Source organism: Anaerobacillus alkalidiazotrophicus, from assembly GCF_001866055.1.
On the sequence record NZ_MLQS01000017.1, the window covers coordinates 387,271 to 406,671 of the forward strand.

The 19,401-nt window shown below is 35.5% G+C and carries 16 protein-coding genes, 2 tRNA genes and 1 riboswitch; of the genes, 17 read left to right on the top strand and 1 reads right to left on the bottom strand.

From position 1 onward, the window contains the following. Window positions 1-203: 203 nt before the first annotated feature. The gene (gene uvrC / locus BKP45_RS12110) at window positions 204-1,973 is read left to right on the top strand and encodes an excinuclease ABC subunit UvrC (RefSeq protein WP_071389927.1); all 1,770 of its coding nucleotides are present in this window, start codon (window positions 204-206) and stop codon (window positions 1,971-1,973) included. A 227-nt stretch (window positions 1,974-2,200) separates the two neighbouring features. Then, a riboswitch (Lysine riboswitch) is annotated at window positions 2,201-2,389 on the top strand. Window positions 2,390-2,562: 173 nt separating this feature from the next. Then, a complete protein-coding gene (locus BKP45_RS12115; RefSeq protein WP_071389928.1) occupies window positions 2,563-3,795 on the top strand; it encodes an aspartate kinase in 1,233 nt (410 codons plus the stop codon). A gap of 98 nt (window positions 3,796-3,893) precedes the next feature. Here the strand turns inward: BKP45_RS12115 and BKP45_RS12120 are convergent, their stop codons facing one another. Beyond that, entirely contained in the window at window positions 3,894-4,343 is a 450-nt protein-coding gene (locus tag BKP45_RS12120) for a YslB family protein (protein WP_071389929.1), read from the bottom strand. 127 nt (window positions 4,344-4,470) lie between these two features. Here BKP45_RS12120 and BKP45_RS12125 point away from each other — a divergent pair, with 127 nt between their 5' ends. From BKP45_RS12125 to BKP45_RS12195, 15 genes are all read left to right on the top strand, one after another. Then, window positions 4,471-5,820 (top strand): TrkH family potassium uptake protein, encoded by a 1,350-nt coding sequence (locus BKP45_RS12125; protein ID WP_071389930.1) that lies wholly within the window; start codon window positions 4,471-4,473, stop codon window positions 5,818-5,820. 354 nt (window positions 5,821-6,174) lie between these two features. After that, window positions 6,175-6,783, top strand: a complete 609-nt coding sequence (locus BKP45_RS12130; protein ID WP_071389931.1) for a succinate dehydrogenase cytochrome b558 subunit — start codon at window positions 6,175-6,177, stop codon at window positions 6,781-6,783. Between the two features lie 24 nt (window positions 6,784-6,807). Further along, the gene (gene sdhA, locus BKP45_RS12135) at window positions 6,808-8,577 is read left to right on the top strand and encodes a succinate dehydrogenase flavoprotein subunit (protein WP_071389932.1); all 1,770 of its coding nucleotides are present in this window, start codon (window positions 6,808-6,810) and stop codon (window positions 8,575-8,577) included. Then, window positions 8,574-9,335, top strand: coding sequence for a succinate dehydrogenase iron-sulfur subunit (gene sdhB, locus BKP45_RS12140; RefSeq protein WP_071389933.1), 762 nt, complete (start codon window positions 8,574-8,576; stop codon window positions 9,333-9,335). Before sdhA ends, sdhB begins: the two co-directional genes overlap by 4 nt. A gap of 199 nt (window positions 9,336-9,534) precedes the next feature. Beyond that, window positions 9,535-9,759, top strand: coding sequence for a helix-turn-helix domain-containing protein (locus BKP45_RS12145; RefSeq protein WP_071389934.1), 225 nt, complete (start codon window positions 9,535-9,537; stop codon window positions 9,757-9,759). Between the two features lie 571 nt (window positions 9,760-10,330). Further along, the gene (locus tag BKP45_RS12150) at window positions 10,331-10,594 is read left to right on the top strand and encodes a phosphocarrier protein HPr (protein ID WP_071389935.1); all 264 of its coding nucleotides are present in this window, start codon (window positions 10,331-10,333) and stop codon (window positions 10,592-10,594) included. Beyond that, window positions 10,594-12,312, top strand: coding sequence for a phosphoenolpyruvate--protein phosphotransferase (gene ptsP / locus BKP45_RS12155; RefSeq protein WP_071389936.1), 1,719 nt, complete (start codon window positions 10,594-10,596; stop codon window positions 12,310-12,312). The genes BKP45_RS12150 and ptsP overlap by 1 nt, the downstream gene beginning before the upstream one ends. A gap of 639 nt (window positions 12,313-12,951) precedes the next feature. Continuing rightward, the gene (locus BKP45_RS12160) at window positions 12,952-13,401 is read left to right on the top strand and encodes a MarR family winged helix-turn-helix transcriptional regulator (protein ID WP_071389937.1); all 450 of its coding nucleotides are present in this window, start codon (window positions 12,952-12,954) and stop codon (window positions 13,399-13,401) included. 29 nt (window positions 13,402-13,430) lie between these two features. Then, a complete protein-coding gene (gene racE, locus BKP45_RS12165; protein WP_071389938.1) occupies window positions 13,431-14,228 on the top strand; it encodes a glutamate racemase in 798 nt (265 codons plus the stop codon). A gap of 480 nt (window positions 14,229-14,708) precedes the next feature. Continuing rightward, a complete protein-coding gene (locus BKP45_RS12170) occupies window positions 14,709-15,776 on the top strand; it encodes a GerMN domain-containing protein (RefSeq protein WP_071389939.1) in 1,068 nt (355 codons plus the stop codon). A gap of 260 nt (window positions 15,777-16,036) precedes the next feature. Continuing rightward, window positions 16,037-16,795 (top strand): ribonuclease PH, encoded by a 759-nt coding sequence (rph, locus tag BKP45_RS12175; RefSeq protein ID WP_071389940.1) that lies wholly within the window; start codon window positions 16,037-16,039, stop codon window positions 16,793-16,795. Window positions 16,796-16,804: 9 nt separating this feature from the next. Continuing rightward, window positions 16,805-17,398: an XTP/dITP diphosphatase gene (locus BKP45_RS12180; protein WP_071389941.1), complete on the top strand. Its 594-nt coding sequence runs from the start codon at window positions 16,805-16,807 to the stop codon at window positions 17,396-17,398. 13 nt (window positions 17,399-17,411) lie between these two features. Continuing rightward, window positions 17,412-17,927 (top strand): metallophosphoesterase family protein, encoded by a 516-nt coding sequence (locus BKP45_RS12185; protein ID WP_071389942.1) that lies wholly within the window; start codon window positions 17,412-17,414, stop codon window positions 17,925-17,927. Between the two features lie 312 nt (window positions 17,928-18,239). Next, window positions 18,240-18,313: transfer RNA gene (locus BKP45_RS12190), tRNA-Gly, on the top strand. Window positions 18,314-18,319: 6 nt separating this feature from the next. Next, window positions 18,320-18,396 (top strand) — tRNA-Arg (locus tag BKP45_RS12195). Window positions 18,397-19,401 lie beyond the last annotated feature (1,005 nt).

A 19,401-nucleotide genomic window follows, 5' to 3' on the forward strand; every position in this document is an offset into this window, starting at 1 on the left:
TTCTATTTATTTGGGATTACTACCCACATGAGAGCTTAATCAATGAAAAGTCTACTGTCCATTTAAGGATAGTGGACTTTTTCTATTCTAAATAATACCGTTTGTTCGACTTTTGATCCTATGCTATAGTTTACTGATAAAACACCAAAAACTTATCATACCAGCTTAAGAGTAATATAAAGTAAAGAGTGGTGATTAAACAGATGGAAAAGCTTAAGAAGAAATTAGAGATCTTACCAGATCAGCCAGGTTGTTATTTGATGAAGGACTCAAAAGGTACGGTCATTTATGTTGGTAAAGCGAAAATATTAAAAAATAGGGTGAGATCCTACTTTTCGGGTTCTCATAATGGCAAAACCCAGCTTTTAGTCAGTGAAATTGATGACTTTGAATATATCATTACTTCCTCTAATCTTGAGGCATTAATTTTAGAATTAAATTTAATTAAAAAGTACGATCCAAAATACAATGTTATGTTAAGAGATGACAAAAGTTATCCTTATCTAAAAATTACTGCTGATGAACACCCTAGACTCATCACTACAAGAAAGGTAAAAAAGGATAAGGGGAAGTATTTTGGACCATATCCAAATGCAGGCTCTGCAAATGAGACAAAAAAACTACTAGATCGTCTTTATCCGTTACGAAAATGTACAACTATACCAGAACGTGTCTGTCTTTATTTTCATATTAATCAATGCTTGGGTCCATGTATTCAAGAAGTTAGTAGTATTACAAATAAAGAAATGGTAGAGGAAATAACGCGTTTTTTAAATGGCGGTCATACGACGATAAAAAAAGAACTAATTTCGAAGATGGAAGCCGCAGCTGAAAATCTTGAGTTTGAACGAGCAAAGGAATATCGTGATCAAATCCAACATATAGAAGCAGTCATGGAAAAACAAAAGATAACAATTACCGATGAAATTGACCGAGACGTATTTGGTTTTTATTACGATAAAGGCTGGATGTGTGTACAAGTATTTTTTATTCGACAGGGTAAGCTAATCGAACGGGATGTATCTATTTTTCCAGTTCTCCAAGAACCAGATGAAGAGTTTCTAACGTTTTTAGGACAATTTTATAGTCAAAAGGAACATATAAAGCCAAAGGAAATCTTTCTTCCAAATTCAATAGATAAAGACCTAACAAGTGAATTTCTACAAGTGCGAACAGTTCATCCGCAACGTGGTCAGAAAAAGGAATTAGTAGAATTAGCGATACAAAACGCTACAGCTGCTTTAAAGGAAAAGTTTGATTTAATCGAAAGAGACGAATCAAAAACAATTAAAGCTATCGAGAATTTAGGTTTTGCACTAAAAATCCCAACCCCAAAAGTTATTGAAGCTTTTGATAACTCGAACATTCAAGGTGTAGATCCAGTTTCAGCGATGGTTAGTTTTGTTGATGGGAAACCTAACAGGAAAGGTTATCGTAAGTATAAAGTTCGTACTGTTCAAGGGCCTGATGATTATGAATCTATGCGCGAAGTAATTCGAAGGCGATATATTAGACAGTTAAAAGAAAACTTACCGTTACCTGACTTAATCGTTATAGATGGGGGGAAAGGGCAAATTTCTGCCGCGCAGAGTGTTGTTCAAGATGAACTAGGCCTTACAATACCAGTATGTGGCTTAGCTAAAGATGAAAAACACCGTACATCGCAATTATTAAAGGGTGATCCGCCTGTGGTTGTACCGTTAAAGCGAGATAGTCAGGAATTCTATTTATTACAAAGAATTCAAGATGAAGTTCACCGCTTTGCAATTACTTTTCACCGACAAATTCGTAGTAAGAGTCTCTTCTCTTCTGTGTTAGATGAAATAGAAGGAGTTGGTGAAAAACGCAAACGACTCCTATTAAAACATTTCGGCTCTGTAAAAAAGATGAAAGAAGCTAGTTTAGAAGACTTTCGTCAGATTGGAATACCGGAAAAGGTAGCTCTAGGATTAATGGAAAAACTGAAAGGGTAGAGGCAGAAAAAGGAGTTTGTAATCAAACTGATTTGAACTTAAGTCATAGACCCCCACCTCTAAGCGTAGCGTAGGTGGGAACTTCCATTCAGGTGGAGTTGAGACTCCATCTGAATTTCCGATGTTCTAGCGAAGCTAGAACGAGTTCTCTCTAACCTAGTATTTTACATTCTAATAGTATTCTGTTACAATATTTATTAATTGAATATCCAATACTTCAAAAATGAAGTGGTGGTAGAGGCGCAAAAACCATTAGTATGTTATAGGAGGGCGATGAGGTCCGGTGATTATAGCTGAAAGGGGAATTTGCCGAAGTATAATCAGTAACTCACTACTATTATACTGGACCTACATTGAATAAATGTAGAGCTGTCACACAATCGATCCCAATGGTTGTGTGGAGAACTATCTCACGTGAAAGGGAACAATAATAGTTTCTTTTTGTTTTGACTACATTTGTTAAAGCATCAGTGAGGAGTCTTCCTTACTGATGCTTTTTGTTTATTATCGTATGTAGGACGGGATTTTCACGAATGAATTACAGGGATAGAATTTTTGGGAAACTAAAATTTGAAAGGATGGTAGTCAAATGGCTTTAGTTGTTCAAAAGTTCGGTGGAACATCAGTTGGTAATATCGAACGAATTAAAAATGTAGCAAACAGAGTGATTAATACTGTTGAAAATGGTGACCAAGTTGTTGTGGTTGTTTCAGCAATGGGAAAATCTACAGACGAATTAGTTGCATTAGCAAAAGGAGTTACTGAAAAGCCGAGTAAGCGTGAGATGGACATGCTACTTTCTACAGGTGAACAAGTAACTATATCGATTTTAGCAATGGCACTTCAAGAAAGAGGTTATGATACAGTATCGCTAACGGGGTGGCAAGCAGGAATAATAACGGAAGCTTGCCATAGCAATGCTCGAATTGTTAATTTTGAAAAAGAAAAAATAACGAATTATTTGACCACAGGAAAAATTGTTATTGTCGCAGGGTTTCAAGGGGTAACAGAAAGTGGAGAGATTACCACATTAGGAAGAGGAGGTTCCGATACGACAGCCGTAGCTTTAGCTGCAGGTTTAAAGGCGGACCGATGTGATATCTTTACAGATGTTACAGGTGTGTTTACAACTGACCCTAGAGTGGTGAAAGAGGCTAGAAAGTTAAGTTCAATTTCTTACGATGAAATGTTGGAATTAGCAAATTTAGGTGCTGGGGTTTTACACCCTCGTGCGGTTGAATTTGCGAAAAATTTCCAAGTGAAGTTAACAGTTCGTTCTAGTATGGTTGAGGAAGAAGGAACAATGATAGAGGAGGAAGCGTCAGTGGAAGAAAATCTAGTTGTAAGAGGGTTAGCTTTTGAAAGTAATGTAACAAAAATTTCAGTGTGTGGGATGCCTAATAATATTTCAGGGCTATCAAATCTATTTACTACGCTAGCAGCAAACAATATTAACGTTGATATTATTATTCAAAATGTGATTGATAGTGAGAATACCAATATTTCTTTTTCAATTAACTCTGAAAAGTTAACTGAAACTCTTGAGGTTTTAGAAGGAAATCGCTCAGTTCTTTTATATGAGGAAATCCAACATGAAACAGGGCTGGCAAAAGTTTCAATTGTTGGCTCTGGAATGATTTCAAACCCTGGGGTAGCCGGAATTATGTTTAAGTCTCTTTCTGATGTAGGAATCTTAATAAAGATGGTTAGTACGTCTGAGATTAAAGTTTCAACAGTTATTGATCAAAATGAAATGGTTAAGGCGGTAGAAACGCTACATAAAGAATTTAAGTTAGACGAAATAAAAGTTCTTCAAAGATAAAGTGAAAAAAGACAAAAAAGAGTTAACCAATTGATTATGGTTCAACTCTTTTTTACATGGTAGAAAACCATAAAGTTATTTCCTTTTTTAGTTGTTTACTATGTTGTAACACGGTCTTCTAGATCCCATTTAACATGAAAAACAACTTTTTTTAACTTTCCTATTTTAGAAACCTCGTTTGCTTCAGTAATAAATCCTTGTATGTTTTGGATTTGTTCTGCTATAAAACCAGCTTCTAAAGGAGCAGAAAACGATTTTTTTTGATCAAATAGAAATGAAGTTAATTCAAACATTGCTTCTGTCTTCTTTTCCTTCACTAATACTAGGTTGCCCCAACCCGCTTTATCAAAAAAAGCGATCAGTTCGTCAATTGAAGAAAGTGGATATTTTCTAGCTAATGATTTTCCTGCCCAATATAAAATAACATTATGGTCTTTTCCTAATAGGTCGGGAAGTACTTCCTCTCTTAAGAGTTCATAGCCAAACAATGGTATTTGTAACTCTTCGGTGTGTTCAGTTAAATTTCTCTCTTTATGTTTAAAAATCATTTTTTTCCCCCACTTTTTTTGCCGTACATTCAGTTATTATTATATCTCTTTTCCTTTAGAATGTACTATATAAACTTGTGCAAAATATGGTATACTAAACCCCGAGTGGATTCGGAGGTATGTAGTTATGAATTTTTCAAAGGGGAAATTTCTAACCCCATTCAGAATTATTATTATTTCATATATAATAGCAATGTTTTTATTTAGCTTGTTATTATATTTGCCGATTTCACACCTTCCTGGTGTCTCAGTTACTTACTCTGAAGCATTGTTTACCTCAGTTAGTGCAGTTAGTGTGACGGGGCTAACAGTTGTAAATGTTTCAGAGACATTTAGTTATATAGGAATTATCTTTTTAGCCATTGCCATCCAGTTGGGTGGAATTGGTATTATGACCCTTGGGACGTTTGTGTGGATGTTATTTGGTAGGAAGATCATTTTGTCACAACGAATGCTGATTATGGTTGACCAAAATCAAAATACATTTTCTGGCTTAGTAAATTTAATGCGCGGTATTTTGTTTGTTGCATTAATTATTGAGCTAATTGGAGCTTTAATATTAGGTACATACTTTTTAAATTACTTTGATACGGTTGGAGAAGCATATTATCAAGGCGCTTTTGCATCTTTAAGTGCATTCACAAATGCCGGGTTTGACGTGACTGGAGAATCATTAATTCCTTTTGCTAATGATTATTTTGTACAACTAATTGTTGTCTTATTGATCTTTGCTGGTGCAATTGGTTTTCCGGTATTAATGGAATTGAAGCAATACTTTTCAAAAGCTCACCCGAATTTTAAATTTAGCTTATTTACAAAGATTACCACAACCACTTATTTCATTGTTTTTGTTTTTGGTTTTGTATCAATTTGGTTGTTGGAAATGGGCCACTATTATGTGGAGCTTGAATGGCATCAACAACTATTTTATTCGTTATTTAATTCAGCTACAGCAAGAAGCGGTGGGCTAGCAACAATGGATGTCTCGCAACTTAGCTTAGCAACATTATTACTGTTGTCAGGTTTGATGATTATAGGTGCAAGCCCATCGAGTGTGGGTGGTGGGATTCGTACGACAACTTTAGCAGTTATGTTTTTAACCATTCGTAGTTTTGCATTAGGGAAAACGGATGTCAAAGTATTTGGTCGGGAGATACATCAAGAAGATCGACAAAAATCATTCATAGTATTATCTGTTTTTCTCGTTATGTTATTTTTAGCGATTATTTTAATTGCAGCTTTTGAAAATAGTAGTGAAATAGCTTTGATGGCAATCATATTTGAAGCAAGTTCTGCTTTTGGAACTTGTGGATTATCTATGGGGATTACGCCAGATTTAACTTTGCCAAGTCAAATGATATTAATGGTTTTGATGTTTATTGGACGTGTAGGACTCATTGCTTTTCTTTTCTCAATTCGTAAAAAGGAAACGAAAAGTTATTATAAGTATCCTACCGAACGAATTATCATAGGGTAATAAATGGCTCATTGAAAGTATATACTTCAATGAGCCATTTTGCATTATTTTTTTGTTTCATTAGTATTAACTTGTATTCGCTTTCTTGACGCTGAATATATATAGACGTTAAAATGAAATTGTCATAATATTTTCAAAAAATGCAGTTGCAAACCAAAGGTTTCATAAATAAGGTTTTCAATAACTAAGATTTGTACATAATTTAAAGGGTCTCTAAGGTATTTTTATAGAAAAGTTATATAAATAGAGGAAATCATTCAAAGTTAATGAATAAATATTGGTAGTAGGACTTTACCAAAATAGAATTATCCGATGAATAAACCTACTAAAAAACAATGGACAGGAGGAAAACGTATGGTTGGAAATCGAGAATTTTTATATCGTAAGTTACATTCTTTATTAGGTGTTATACCAGTGGGAATTTTTTTAATTGTTCATTTAATGGTTAATTATACTGCAGTCCATGGTGCTGAGAGTTACAATGCGGCAACTCATTTTATGGAGAATCTCCCATTCAGGTACTTATTAGAAATCTTTTTCATATTTTTACCTTTACTATTCCATGCTGTGTATGGTCTATTTATTGCTTTTCAAGCAAAGCATAACACAAATACGTATGGTTACTTTCGAAACTGGATGTTTAGATTACAACGTACCACTGGAGTAATTACAGTAATTTTTTTAGCTTGGCATGTTTGGGAAACAAGAGTTGCTGCTGCTTTAGGAACGCCTGTTGACTTTGATATGATGGCCAATATCGTCGCTAATCCGTTTATCTTAACGTTTTATATTGTAGGAATAGTAGCGGCAACGTTTCACTTTGCTAACGGACTATGGTCGTTTTTCGTCACATGGGGAATCACCATTACTCAAAGGTCACAGCAAATTTCAACCTATGTAACGCTTGGTGTTTTCGTGGCGTTAACGTTTGTTGGTATTCGTGCAATCTTAGCATTTATCTAGCAAAATATGGAGGAGTGATCTCATATGAGTAAAGGAAAAATTGTGATAGTTGGTGGTGGTCTAGCAGGATTAATGGCCGCAGTAAAATCAGCAGAAGCAGGAGTTAAAGTAGATTTATTTTCAGTTGTTCCCGTAAAACGTTCTCACTCTGTTTGTGCCCAAGGTGGTATAAACGGGGCTGTAAATACAAAAGGTGAGGGAGATTCACCAGCTGAACATTTTGATGATACTATTTATGGTGGTGACTTTTTAGCAAATCAACCACCAGTTAAGGCAATGTGTGAAGCTGCACCTGGTATTATTCATTTATTTGACCGCATGGGTGTGATGTTTAACCGTACATCTGAAGGATTACTAGATTTTCGTCGCTTTGGTGGTACTCAATATCATCGAACAGCTTTTGCTGGAGCCACTACAGGTCAGCAATTATTATATGCGATGGATGAGCAAGTGCGAAGGTTTGAAACAAAAGGTCTCGTTAATAAGTTTGAAGGCTGGGAATTTTTATCAGCAATAATTGATGATGATGGTATATGTCGTGGAATTGTTGCTCAAAATCTAAATTCTTCAAAAGTTGAATACTTCAAAGGTGATGCAGTAATTATTGCTACAGGTGGTCCAGGGATAGTATTCGGTAAATCAACTAATTCAATGATAAATACAGGTTTTGCTGCTGCTAAATTATATGAGCAAGGTGTATATTATGCGAATGGTGAGTTTATCCAAATTCATCCTACAGCTATTCCGGGAGACGATAAACTTCGCCTAATGAGTGAGTCAGCTCGTGGAGAAGGTGGACGTGTATGGACATATAAAGATGGAAAGCCTTGGTACTTTTTAGAAGAAAAATATCCTGCGTATGGAAACTTAGTACCTCGTGATATTGCTACACGAGAAATTTTTGATGTGTGCGTGAATCAGAAGTTAGGAATTAATGGAGAAAACATGGTCTATCTCGATCTTTCACATAAAGATCCTAAAGAATTGGATATTAAACTTGGTGGTATTATGGAAATCTATGAAAAATTCATGGGAGATGATCCTCGTAAGGTACCAATGAAAATTTTTCCTGGAGTTCATTACTCTATGGGAGGAATATGGGTAGATTATAATCAAATGACAAACATTCCTGGTTTATTTGCTGCCGGGGAAGTAGATTACTCACAACACGGTGCCAACCGTCTGGGAGCAAATTCGTTACTTTCTGCCATATTCGGTGGGATGGTAGCAGGCCCTAAAGCTGTTGAATATATAAATGGACTCGAAAAGTCTGTTGAAGATATTTCTACAGCATTATATGACCGTTACTTAAAAGAGGAAGAAAGTAAATTCGATTCACTGTTAAAAATGGATGGGAAAGAAAATGCATTCCAACTTCATCAAGAACTTGGTGCTAGTATGACGGAAAATGTGACGGTAGTTCGTGAAAACAAACGTCTATTAAAAACGGATGAGAAGATATTAGAGTTAATTGAGCGCTATAAAAATATAAATATTTCAGATACAACAAAATGGAGTAATCAAGGTGTAGCCTTTACACGTCAACTTGAAGGAATGTTAAATTTAGCAAGAGTAATCACAATAGGTGCTTATAACCGTAACGAAAGTAGGGGGGCACATTACAAGCCAGAATTTCCAGACCGTAATGATGAAGAATGGTTAAAGACAACAAAGGCAAAATATAATGCTCAATTGAATGGTCCAGAGTTTGAATATGAAGAAGTAGATGTTTCATTAATCAAACCGCGAAAGCGCGACTACACCACTAAAAAGAAAGTGAGTGAAAAGGCATGAGTCAAAAAACCATTCGATTTATCATTACCAGACAAGCGGATCCCGAATCTACGCCTTTCAAAGACGAATTTGTAATACCGTATCGTGAAAATATGAATGTCATCTCAGCTTTAATGGAAATGCGTAGAAATCCAATAAATGCATCCGGTAAAAAAACAACTCCTATCACGTGGGATATGAGTTGCTTAGAAGAAGTATGTGGAGCCTGTTCGATGACTATTAATGGGAAACCAAGGCAATCCTGTACTGCTCTTATTGATCAACTTGAGCAACCGATTCGGTTAGAACCGATGCGTACGTTTCCGGTCATTCGTGATTTATTAGTAGATCGCACGAAAATGTTTGAATCTTTAAAGAAAGTAAAGGCGTGGATTCCTATCGATGGGACATTTGATTTAGGGCCAGGTCCAAGAATGGCAGAAGGTAAACGTCAATGGGCATACGAATTGTCTAAGTGCATGACATGTGGAGTTTGCTTAGAGGCATGTCCTAATGTTAATAGTAAATCTCCTTTTATTGGTCCGGCGCCATTGTCTCAGGTTCGTCTTTTTAACGCTCATCCAACAGGCGCAATGAATAAAGCGGAACGACTTGAAGCAATAATGGATGATGGTGGTTTATCAAATTGTGGTAATTCTCAAAACTGTGTTCAAGCATGTCCTAAAGGAATTCCTTTAACGACATCTATTGCGGCTCTAAACCGTGACACAACAATACAATCTTTTAAAAACTTCTTTGGTAGTGATAATAATTATTAATAGAATGTGCCCCTTTATCGCTAAAGTAATCTAAGGATCAAAAAGATAAAAATGGGCACGGAATTTATAAAAAAAGACGAAACTTCTTTCACATCTTCTCATAAATAAGTCACATGGGAACATCCCCTTACATAGGATATCGTAGCTAAATATTAAAATATCCTATTCACTGCAGCCCGTGCAAGAGAGGGTGAATTAATTGAAAGATCACGAATTCCGTCCTAAGCCACTACTCACAAAACGTGAGAAGGAAGTATTTGAATTACTAGTTCAAGACAAGACTACAAAGGAAATTGCACAGCAGCTATTCATAAGTGAAAAGACTGTTCGTAATCATATTTCGAACACAATGCAAAAGCTTGGAGTAAAGGGGCGCTCGCAAGCAGTCATTGAGTTAGTGCGGTTAGGTTATCTAGAAATTTAATGGTTCCGGCTTTCTATTTTAGAAGGCCGGCTTTTTTACAAGGTAAGAAAGCATAAAATTTCTAACTTGGAAACTGTCTAGCGCAAGCAGCCTACGAGCTCGGTCACTTCAGTCAAGCAACTGACTTCAATTGTCTAGCTCCAGGCGCCATCGGCTCGACCACTTCAGGCCTACTCTTTCGGTCAAAAACCGACCGCTAGAGTAGGCCTTCCAGTGTTTGTCGCCTATAGGCGGACGCCTTCTTATGTAAACGTCTTTATTTTTCAACTAAAGCTATTGAAAACATTTGCTGAATTGTGCTATAATTTGTTGCAACAGAACAAAATTTACGTGTTACTGATCCGATCAGGCATGAGTAAAGTTGTATATATGTACGATAATATGGGGAATTCTAATACTAGAATCATCTATTTTTTCGTCATGTTTAACTTTACCCATGTCTTTTGTTTTGTAAACGATCTACATACAAGGGTTTTGTTAAAACTTTTGACTCTAACTTTTTTTGAATTTTTATTAGGTTAGTTTCGAAGTTCAATAAAAATTTTATTAATTCTATTAAGGAGTGTTTTAAATGGCAGAAAAAACTTTTAAAATTACAGCAGATACGGGAATTCATGCAAGACCAGCAACATTATTAGTAAATAAAGCAGGGCAATTTCAGTCTGACATCACATTAACATACAAAGAGAAAACAGTTAATTTAAAGTCTATCATGGGTGTTATGTCACTTGGAGTTGGACAAGGTGCTGATGTAACGATTAAAGCGGAAGGATCTGACGCTGATCAAGCTTTAGCTGCTATCGAAGAAGTAATTAAAGGTGGTCTAGGAGAGTAATGTCAAAACTAATTAAAGGTATTGGCGCTTCTAGCGGGATTGCCATTGCGAAAGCGTTTAAATTGGAGAATCCAGATCTAACAGTTGAACGAAAATCGGTTGATAATACTGATGAAGAAGTAAGTAAACTTGATTTAGCTATAGAACAATCAAAAAAAGAATTAAAAGTTATTCAAGAAACAGCTAAACAAGAAATGGGTGATGATAAGGCTGCTATTTTTGAAGCGCACTTACTCGTTTTAAGTGATCCTGAGCTTGTTGATTCTGTAAAGGATAAAATTAAATCTGAAAATATTAATGCTGAAAGTGCAATGGATGATGTTTCTTCGATGTTTATTACTATGTTTGAAAGCATGGATAATGAATATATGAAAGAAAGAGCAGCCGATATTCGTGATGTTTCTAGACGTGTCCTTGGTCACTTGTTAGGTGTTCAAACAGCATCTTTAGCAAGTATTAACGAAGAAGTTATTATCATTGGTGAAGATTTAACTCCGTCTGATACAGCTCAATTAAACCGCAATTATGTGAAAGGTTTTGCGACAGATATCGGTGGAAGAACATCGCATTCAGCGATTATGTCTCGCTCTTTAGAAATTCCTGCAGTAGTAGGTACGAAAGAAGCTACTACACAAATTGAAGCTGGAGTACTTGTTATTGTAGATGGTATAGAAGGAACTGTAATCGTTAACCCAACAGATGCAGAAGTTTCAGAATATGAAGCAAAAAGAGAAGGTTTTGAAGCTCAAAAAAGAGAGTGGGCAAAGCTTGTTAACGAGAAGACTCTTTCTAAAGATGGACATCATGTAGAATTAGCTGCTAATATTGGTACGCCAAATGATCTTGAGGGTGTTATTAATAATGGTGCAGAAGCAATTGGTCTTTATCGTACTGAGTTTTTATATATGGGTAGAAATGAACTTCCTTCAGAAGATGAGCAGTTTGAAGCTTACAAAACTGTTGTTGAAAAGATGGAAGGAAAACCTGTTGTTATCCGAACTCTAGATATTGGTGGAGATAAGGAGTTACCATACTTAGAATTGCCAAAAGAAATGAACCCGTTCTTAGGATACAGAGCGATCCGCTTGTGTTTAGAAGAACAGGACATTTTCCGCACACAGTTACGAGCTCTTCTTCGAGCAAGTCATTATGGAAATTTAAAAATTATGTTCCCGATGATTGCTACTCTTGAAGAGTTACGTGAAGCTAAAGCAATCCTTAATGATGAAAAAGAAAAGTTAAAAGCTAATGGAGTAGAAGTTTCAGAAACAATTGAAGTAGGGATGATGGTTGAAATTCCATCTACTGCTGTGATTGCTGATATTTTTGCAAAAGAAGTGGATTTCTTTAGTATCGGTACCAATGATCTAATCCAATACACAATGGCAGCTGATCGTATGAATGAGCAAGTTTCATATTTGTATCAGCCGTATAACCCAGCTGTTTTACGTTTGGTAAGTTCTGTTATTAAGGCGGCTCATCAAGAAGGTAAATGGGCTGGGATGTGTGGCGAGATGGCAGGAGACGAAATTGCTATTCCTCTACTTTTAGGTCTAGGTCTAGACGAATTTAGTATGAGTGCAACTTCGATTTTACCTGCTCGAACGTTAATTGCAAAACTTTCTAAACAAGAACTAGAAAATATTGCTAATGAAGCTTTAATGCTAAGCACTGCAACGGAAGTTGAAGAGTTAGTTAAAACTAAAGTTCTTAAGTAATTTACCATTTAAAGGGGCTATAAATTTATAGCTCCTTTATTTTACGTTCCCTAGCTAAACTCTACGTCCTGTACTTAATATAAATATATTCCGGTTTTGGTAAGGTAGGATTTACAAAAACTGTTAGCTAAACAACAATCAGTGGGGATTTCTTCATCTCTCACTGAATGCTGTTTAACTTTTACCACAGGAATAATATTAACTAATCATTAGCTTTCACTGATGAAATTATTCTATCCGATTCTTTAGGGGGAGTTAATCCCCAACAAAAACTTTTCGGTTTTTTTTAACATAATCAGAATTTATAAATTTCTAACTTGGAAACTGTCTAGCGCAAGCAGCCTACGAGCTCGGTCACTTCAGTCAAGCAACTGACTTCAATTACCTCTTGAAATCCTTCGTTGATTAGCTTCATGCAGCTTTGCTCTTGAGCAAACGGAGTGGCACAGGAGCAGCTGCTCGTGACCAAGGCGCTTGCGCTTTTCTTGTTTTTGAGGTGGTGGTCTTTCTACCCCTCAAGAGTAGGATAAAATATTTTGTGAAATGATTACGATAGAAGACTTGAAATTATGATAAAAAACAAGGAAAATGAAAACATAATATGTCGAACTGGTGATTATCCAATTAAGGAGGTACAGAATGGGAGAAAAACTAAATAAAGAAATGGAGCAAGTGGTGCATATCGAAAAATCATTACGTATGATTGCTGATATTGTAAAACAAAAGGGGAGAGAAATATTAACACAATTTCCTATTACCCCACCACAATTCGTAGCTTTGCAGTGGCTTCATGAATATGGAGATATGACAATTGGTGAATTATCTACAAAAATGTACTTAGCATGTAGCACAACAACAGATTTAGTTGATCGCATGGAAAAAAACGAGTTAGTCGAGAGAGTCAAAGATACAAATGATCGAAGGGTTGTTCGAATACATTTACTAAATAAAGGTGCCACAATTATTGAACAAGTGATTATTAAGCGTCAAGACTATTTGAATGATGTACTTAAACATTTATCTGAAGAAGAAGTTAATGTGCTTGAACAAAACTTAAGTCACCTTTATCAAGAAATGAAAAGAGAGTAATAATTTAGAGACGAAAAAGAGGGAAAGCATTGAATAGAGCAATAGGAGTTATTGATTCGGGTATAGGAGGCTTAACGGTAGTCAAAGAGATGTTACGTCAACTTCCTAAAGAAGAGGTTTTATATATTGGGGATACAGCTCGTTGTCCGTACGGCCCTAGACCGCAGGAAGAAGTTAGAAAATTCACTTGGGAAATGATAAATTACTTACTTGAAAAAGAAATAAAAATGTTAGTTATTGCATGTAATACTGCTACGGCAGTGGTGTTAGAAGAAGCAAAAAGTAAATTATCTATTCCTGTTATCGGTGTTATTCACCCTGGAGCTATTTCTGCATTAAAAGTTACAAAAAATGATCATGTAGCAGTGATAGGAACAGTTGGTACCATTAATAGCGGAGCATACAAAAAAACACTTACAAGCATTAATAATAAAGTAAAAGTTGAAAGTTTAGCTTGTCCACTTTTTGTTCCAATTGTAGAGAGGGGGGCATTTAACGGCCAAGAAGCTTATGATGCTGTCTCTAAAAGTTTAACTCCACTAAAAGGCACCAACATCGATACGCTTATTCTAGGTTGTACTCATTACCCACTTTTAAGTGAAGTAATTCAAGAAGTGATGGGTAATGAAATTGAGATTATTTCATCTGGGGATGAAACCGCTCGAGAAGTAAGTGCCCTTTTATATCATAAAGGAATTCTCTACACTGGTAATAGAAGACCTAATCATACTTTTTATACAACTGGTGAAGAAATTCGCTTTAAAAACTTTGCCCAAAGCTGGTTAGAAACCAACGTTCCTTTAGTTACTACTATAAAACTTACGTAAAAAGTCCTTTGAGAAGGGCTTTTTTGTTTTAATCAGGTAAGGAAGTATAAAATTTCTAACTTAGAAACTGTCTAGCGCAAGTGCCCTATCGACTAGAAAGCTTCCTTCGTCTCGTCTACAATAAGTCGAGAACGAAAGTCTAACGACTTTCGACTCTCCTATATCTCACTCGACTCAGTCCAGCTTATTACGTCGATGAGCAAGGGCGCTTGCGCTTTTCTTACATAATCAGAATTTGTAAATTTCTAACTTGGAAACTGTCTAGCTTCAGCGCCTACGAGCTCGGTCACTTCAGGCTTTTTCGGAAGCCAAAGAGCGGCTTCTGTCAAAGGTCTTCCAGTGCCTATCGCTCGTGACCAAGGCGCTTGCGCTTTTCTTTAATAGAATCCCTTTTAAAGAATAAATTTACCAAAAGGGTTGGTCTAAAAACAAAAATAACTCGTATACATAATAGTACAAACCACCTAAGGAGGGAAAAGCATGCATAGAAGTTTCAAAACAGGAGTTCCAGTGCTGATTGCACTAGCATTTCTTGTATCCGGTTGTAGTTTTGGGGCAAATAAAATAATGGATGAAACTGATCCGCCACCTATCAGTTATGTTGACGAAAGTACTTCCTTCGAATTTAGCATGGAGGAGGAAATGGTTACTGAAGAAACAAATACTGATATGGTGAATGAAGAAACTAAGAGAGAGCTATACTTGCTTGATCAAAATGGATTAGTGGCACCACAAACGTTAGCGTTACCTAAAACTGAAGGTGTTGCAAAACAAGCGTTGGAATATTTAGTGAAAGACGGTCCGGTAACACAGTATTTACCAAACGGTTTTCAAGCTGTAATTCCAGCTGGAACTGAAATTTATGGAGTGAATATTAAAGACGGGATAGCCATTGCGGACTTTTCTGAGCAATTTAAAGAGTATCGTCCAGAAGATGAATTAAAGCTCCTTCAAGCAATCACATGGACGTTAACTCAATTTGATAGTGTAGAAGCTGTAAAGATCCGTATTAATGGTTATGATCAAGAAGTAATGCCTGTAAACGAAACACCTATTGGTGAAGGTTTAAGTCGTTTAAATGGTATAAATCTTGAAACGGAGAATGTAGTAGACGTAACTAATAGTAAGGCTGTAACAGTATATTTCTTAGCGCAAAATGGTGATAATGTTTATTATGTTCCTGTTACGAGAAGAGTTAACGCAAAAGAAGATCAATTAACAGCAGTTATTTCACAGCTATTAATGGGACCTTCTAGCTTTTCTAGATTGTTAACTGATTTCCGTTCTGGTGTTGAATTACTAGAAGAACCGCGATATGCAAATGGTGTGGTTACTGTAAACTTTAATGAAGCGGTCCTAAATCATAATGAAGGAACAGCCATCAGTGACGAAGTTTTAAATCTCCTAGTATTATCATTAACTGAGCAAAGTGGTGTTGAAAAAGTAGCAATTGAAGTTAATGGTGAAAGTGAAGTGCAAATGGCTACAGGGGAGTTGTTGTCAGAACCTGTATCGAGACCACTTAAAGTGAACTCAGGTAAATACTAACAATTATATTGTGAGGTGTCTAAGCTAAGACACCTCATTTCGTTTACGAATAACATTAAATTCAGAACGGCCTTTACCACTTTTTAGCTAAGAATAAAGATGACCTAGTAACTTGGAGTTTGTATAACATATAAACTGTGCCTAATTAGTATGGATTATTTAATAGGAATATTAGAGAAAATATATATATGATATAAGGTTTGTAGAAAAACTTAAACATTGGTATGATAGAATTTGAATGAAATAAAGGAGGAGTATGAATGCGTGTTGATGGACGTCAATTAGATGAACTTAGACCGGTTCGTATAGAAACGGATTTTATTAAACACCCAGAAGGGTCAGTGTTAATTACAATAGGTGATACAAAAGTTATATGTACAGCGAGTATTGAAGATCGGGTTCCACCATTTCTACGTAATCAAGGTAAAGGTTGGATTACTGCGGAATATTCTATGCTACCAAGAGCGACAGAACAACGAAATATTCGGGAGTCTTCGAAAGGGAAAGTTACCGGGAGAACAATGGAAATACAACGATTAATTGGCCGAGCATTAAGGTCGATTGTTGACTTAGAGAAAATAGGTGAACGGACAATTTGGATTGATTGTGATGTGATACAGGCTGATGGTGGTACTAGAACGGCTTCTATAACCGGAGCATTTGTCGCATTAGTATTAGCGGTAAAAAAATGTATGGATTCAGGTAAAATTGATAAATTCCCAATTAAAGATTACTTAGCAGCTGTATCGGTTGGAATTGATCAGAAGCTTGGAGAAATTCTTGATTTAAATTACATAGAAGATTCAAGTGCGAATGTTGACATGAACGTAATAATGACTGGTAGTGGTCAATTCGTTGAATTGCAAGGAACTGGTGAAGAGGCAACTTTCTCTAGAGATCAACTTAATCAATTGTTAGAATTAGCCCAAAAGGGTATTGATGAATTATTTATAGAACAAAGGGCTGCTATTGGTGACTTTGCAGATAAAATAAAAGTACTTCCTAAAAAAGAATTGTAGGTGGCCTTTTTGAAAGAAATTTTAATTGCGACGAAAAATAAAGGGAAAATTCGTGAATTTGAGGAACTATTTTCTCAATTTGGATTTCGTGTAAAATCTTTACTTAATTTAGAAAGTGTTATTGATGTAGTCGAGGATGGTCTAACATTTCGTGAGAATGCAACAAAAAAAGCTGAAACCATTGCGAAACAATATAATATTGCAACTTTAGCTGACGATTCTGGATTGATTGTAGATGCTCTGAATGGAGAGCCTGGGGTTTTTTCAGCTAGATACGCAGGGCCAAATAAAGATGATCGTGCAAATATGGAGAAAGTTTTACATGAACTAATAGGCGTAAAAGACTCGGAGCGTGCTGCCCGTTTTCATTGTTCATTGGCACTAGCGATTCCAGGACATAGTACAATATTGGTTGACGGAACATGTGAAGGGAAAATTACTCATGAACCTAAAGGTGAAAATGGTTTCGGTTATGACCCTATTATGTATATCCCGCAAAAGAATAAAACAATGGCTGAACTCTCAAAAGAAGAAAAAAATGAAATTAGTCATCGGGCATTGGCATTAAAAAAGATGAAAGAAGTAATACAATCAGTTCTTTAAAAGGAGATTTATCATGAAAGTTCTTGTCATTAGTGATAGTCATGGTCTGAGGGATGAATTGTTCGGATTACTTGATCGATATGAAAGTGAAGTTGATATTATCATTCATTGCGGTGATTCTGAAATACCTAATAAAGCATTTTCCGCTTACGACAACTTACTTATTGTAGGTGGAAATTGTGATTTTGGTAATGACTATCAGGATGAAATAAACATAGAGATATCAGGAATAAATATATTTGTGTCACATGGTCACTATTATAATGTTAAGGAATCTGCGGTAAAGCTTTCTTATCGAGCAGAAGAGTTAGGAGCAAAACTAGTTTGTTTTGGCCATTCACACATAGCTGTTGCGTTTCAAGAAAATGGAGTGGTTTATATCAACCCTGGAAGTTTTCGTTTGCCTAGAAAAAGGATGGAAAGAAGCTATGCTATTATCGATTTCAAAGAAGATACAGCCTATATAACTTTTTTTGACCATAAAGGAAATGAAATACAAGACTTGAAATATAGTTTCCAATTAGTGTAATATAAACGTAGCGACTAACAAAAAAAATTGTGAGAAAAAAAGTCGCTACGTTTAAAAATATGTTGACATTCAGTGTATGAAGTTATATAATATATTTTGTCCTTGGTAATTGTATTGGAGTACATGCCGAATAACAAATGTTAAAATTGCGGGTGTATTTTATGGTAAAACCTCAGCCACGAGCGAAACATCTGTGAAAAAGGCAGCGAGTTGTCTCAACGCAAAAACTTCTATGAATTATCGGGAAGAGGAAGAGACATGGTAAGGCCAAACTGCGTGGATAAAATAAATATTTTATAATTAATTAAAACTGCGGGTGTAGTTTAATGGTAAAACCTCAGCCTTCCAAGCTGATGTCGTGAGTTCGATTCTCATCACCCGCTCCAAATAGTGTCCCAGTAGCTCAGCAGGATAGAGCAACGGCCTTCTAAGCCGTCGGTCGGGAGTTCGAATCTCTCCTGGGACGCCATTTATACATAACCAAAAGCTTAAATCTATAACAATAGGTTTGAGCTTTTTTTGTTTTTGCATAAAATGTATTTTAGAGGTGGGGATGAGAAAAAATATAGGAGGTGCTCTGATGTTATGATGATAACTAAATTAATCCTATTTTATTATCCTCATGGCCATTTCTGTTTCCGCGATTTAAGGAAATAAAGTAGTTTAGGGGAAGGAACCAAACTAAAACCTTATCCGAGTTAGGGAACTTCCTTCTTCTATCCTGAAGAAAGTAAAGTCCAATTTATTAGGTTTAGTTAGGCTACTAACTTTCTTTCCTCATTAGTAAAATTAGATCAATGGATCTTGAGGCAGGCATTGGATTGGAGGTAATGTCAATTATGTTAGAACTTACCCTTAATAAAATGCAGTTATATTTTTGTAAAAAAAAGGTATTCTACTAATGTAAATTCCAGTTCTAAAGATTGTTATCTAGATTAACAAAAATTATTAAAACTCACCAATTTAATATCTATTTTTATTAATTTAAAAAAACTTTATTTTTTAAAATAGTGAAATCCTTTTATTTACATAGGTGTAAGCGTATGCACATAAAGAGAGTGTTCGAAATTATCTAATTATTTTAAAAAAAGTGGTTGACCCCTGAGATTAAAAAGCGTATTATATCTTCAAATACTAAAAAATAAAGAACTAACTACAAGTTTTATCTGTAAGAAAAATTAACAAGATAACAAATAAAAAAGTTATTCTACACTTGTATTCACAAAAGTCAAAAAATTCAAACAATAAAACGAGCGATTGACAATAAATATCCCTCAACGTTATCATTAAATAGTTTTTTATTATAATCATCTTCAGTCTAATAACATACATTAATGGTAGCCCTATAAAAGTTTAACAGGGTTTGTTATCACAAATTAGGTAATTACTATATTTGCGTTTACTGAAGAAGTTGAACATTTGTGTTATCGATATTTAAATAAGACATGATGTTTATATAGCTAAAGTTTATACA

Bases quoted from the DNA above. Each gene is read 5' to 3' on its own strand.
- uvrC (WP_071389927.1), top strand. From the start codon at position 204: ATGGAAAAGCTTAAGAAGAAATTAGAGATCTTACCAGATCAGCCAGGT.
- BKP45_RS12115 (WP_071389928.1), top strand. From the start codon at position 2,563: ATGGCTTTAGTTGTTCAAAAGTTCGGTGGAACATCAGTTGGTAATATC.
- BKP45_RS12120 (WP_071389929.1), bottom strand. From the start codon at position 4,343: ATGATTTTTAAACATAAAGAGAGAAATTTAACTGAACACACCGAAGAG.
- BKP45_RS12125 (WP_071389930.1), top strand. From the start codon at position 4,471: ATGAATTTTTCAAAGGGGAAATTTCTAACCCCATTCAGAATTATTATT.
- BKP45_RS12130 (WP_071389931.1), top strand. From the start codon at position 6,175: ATGGTTGGAAATCGAGAATTTTTATATCGTAAGTTACATTCTTTATTA.
- sdhA (WP_071389932.1), top strand. From the start codon at position 6,808: ATGAGTAAAGGAAAAATTGTGATAGTTGGTGGTGGTCTAGCAGGATTA.
- sdhB (WP_071389933.1), top strand. From the start codon at position 8,574: ATGAGTCAAAAAACCATTCGATTTATCATTACCAGACAAGCGGATCCC.
- BKP45_RS12150 (WP_071389935.1), top strand. From the start codon at position 10,331: ATGGCAGAAAAAACTTTTAAAATTACAGCAGATACGGGAATTCATGCA.
- ptsP (WP_071389936.1), top strand. From the start codon at position 10,594: ATGTCAAAACTAATTAAAGGTATTGGCGCTTCTAGCGGGATTGCCATT.
- BKP45_RS12160 (WP_071389937.1), top strand. From the start codon at position 12,952: ATGGGAGAAAAACTAAATAAAGAAATGGAGCAAGTGGTGCATATCGAA.
- BKP45_RS12170 (WP_071389939.1), top strand. From the start codon at position 14,709: ATGCATAGAAGTTTCAAAACAGGAGTTCCAGTGCTGATTGCACTAGCA.
- rph (WP_071389940.1), top strand. From the start codon at position 16,037: ATGCGTGTTGATGGACGTCAATTAGATGAACTTAGACCGGTTCGTATA.
- BKP45_RS12185 (WP_071389942.1), top strand. From the start codon at position 17,412: ATGAAAGTTCTTGTCATTAGTGATAGTCATGGTCTGAGGGATGAATTG.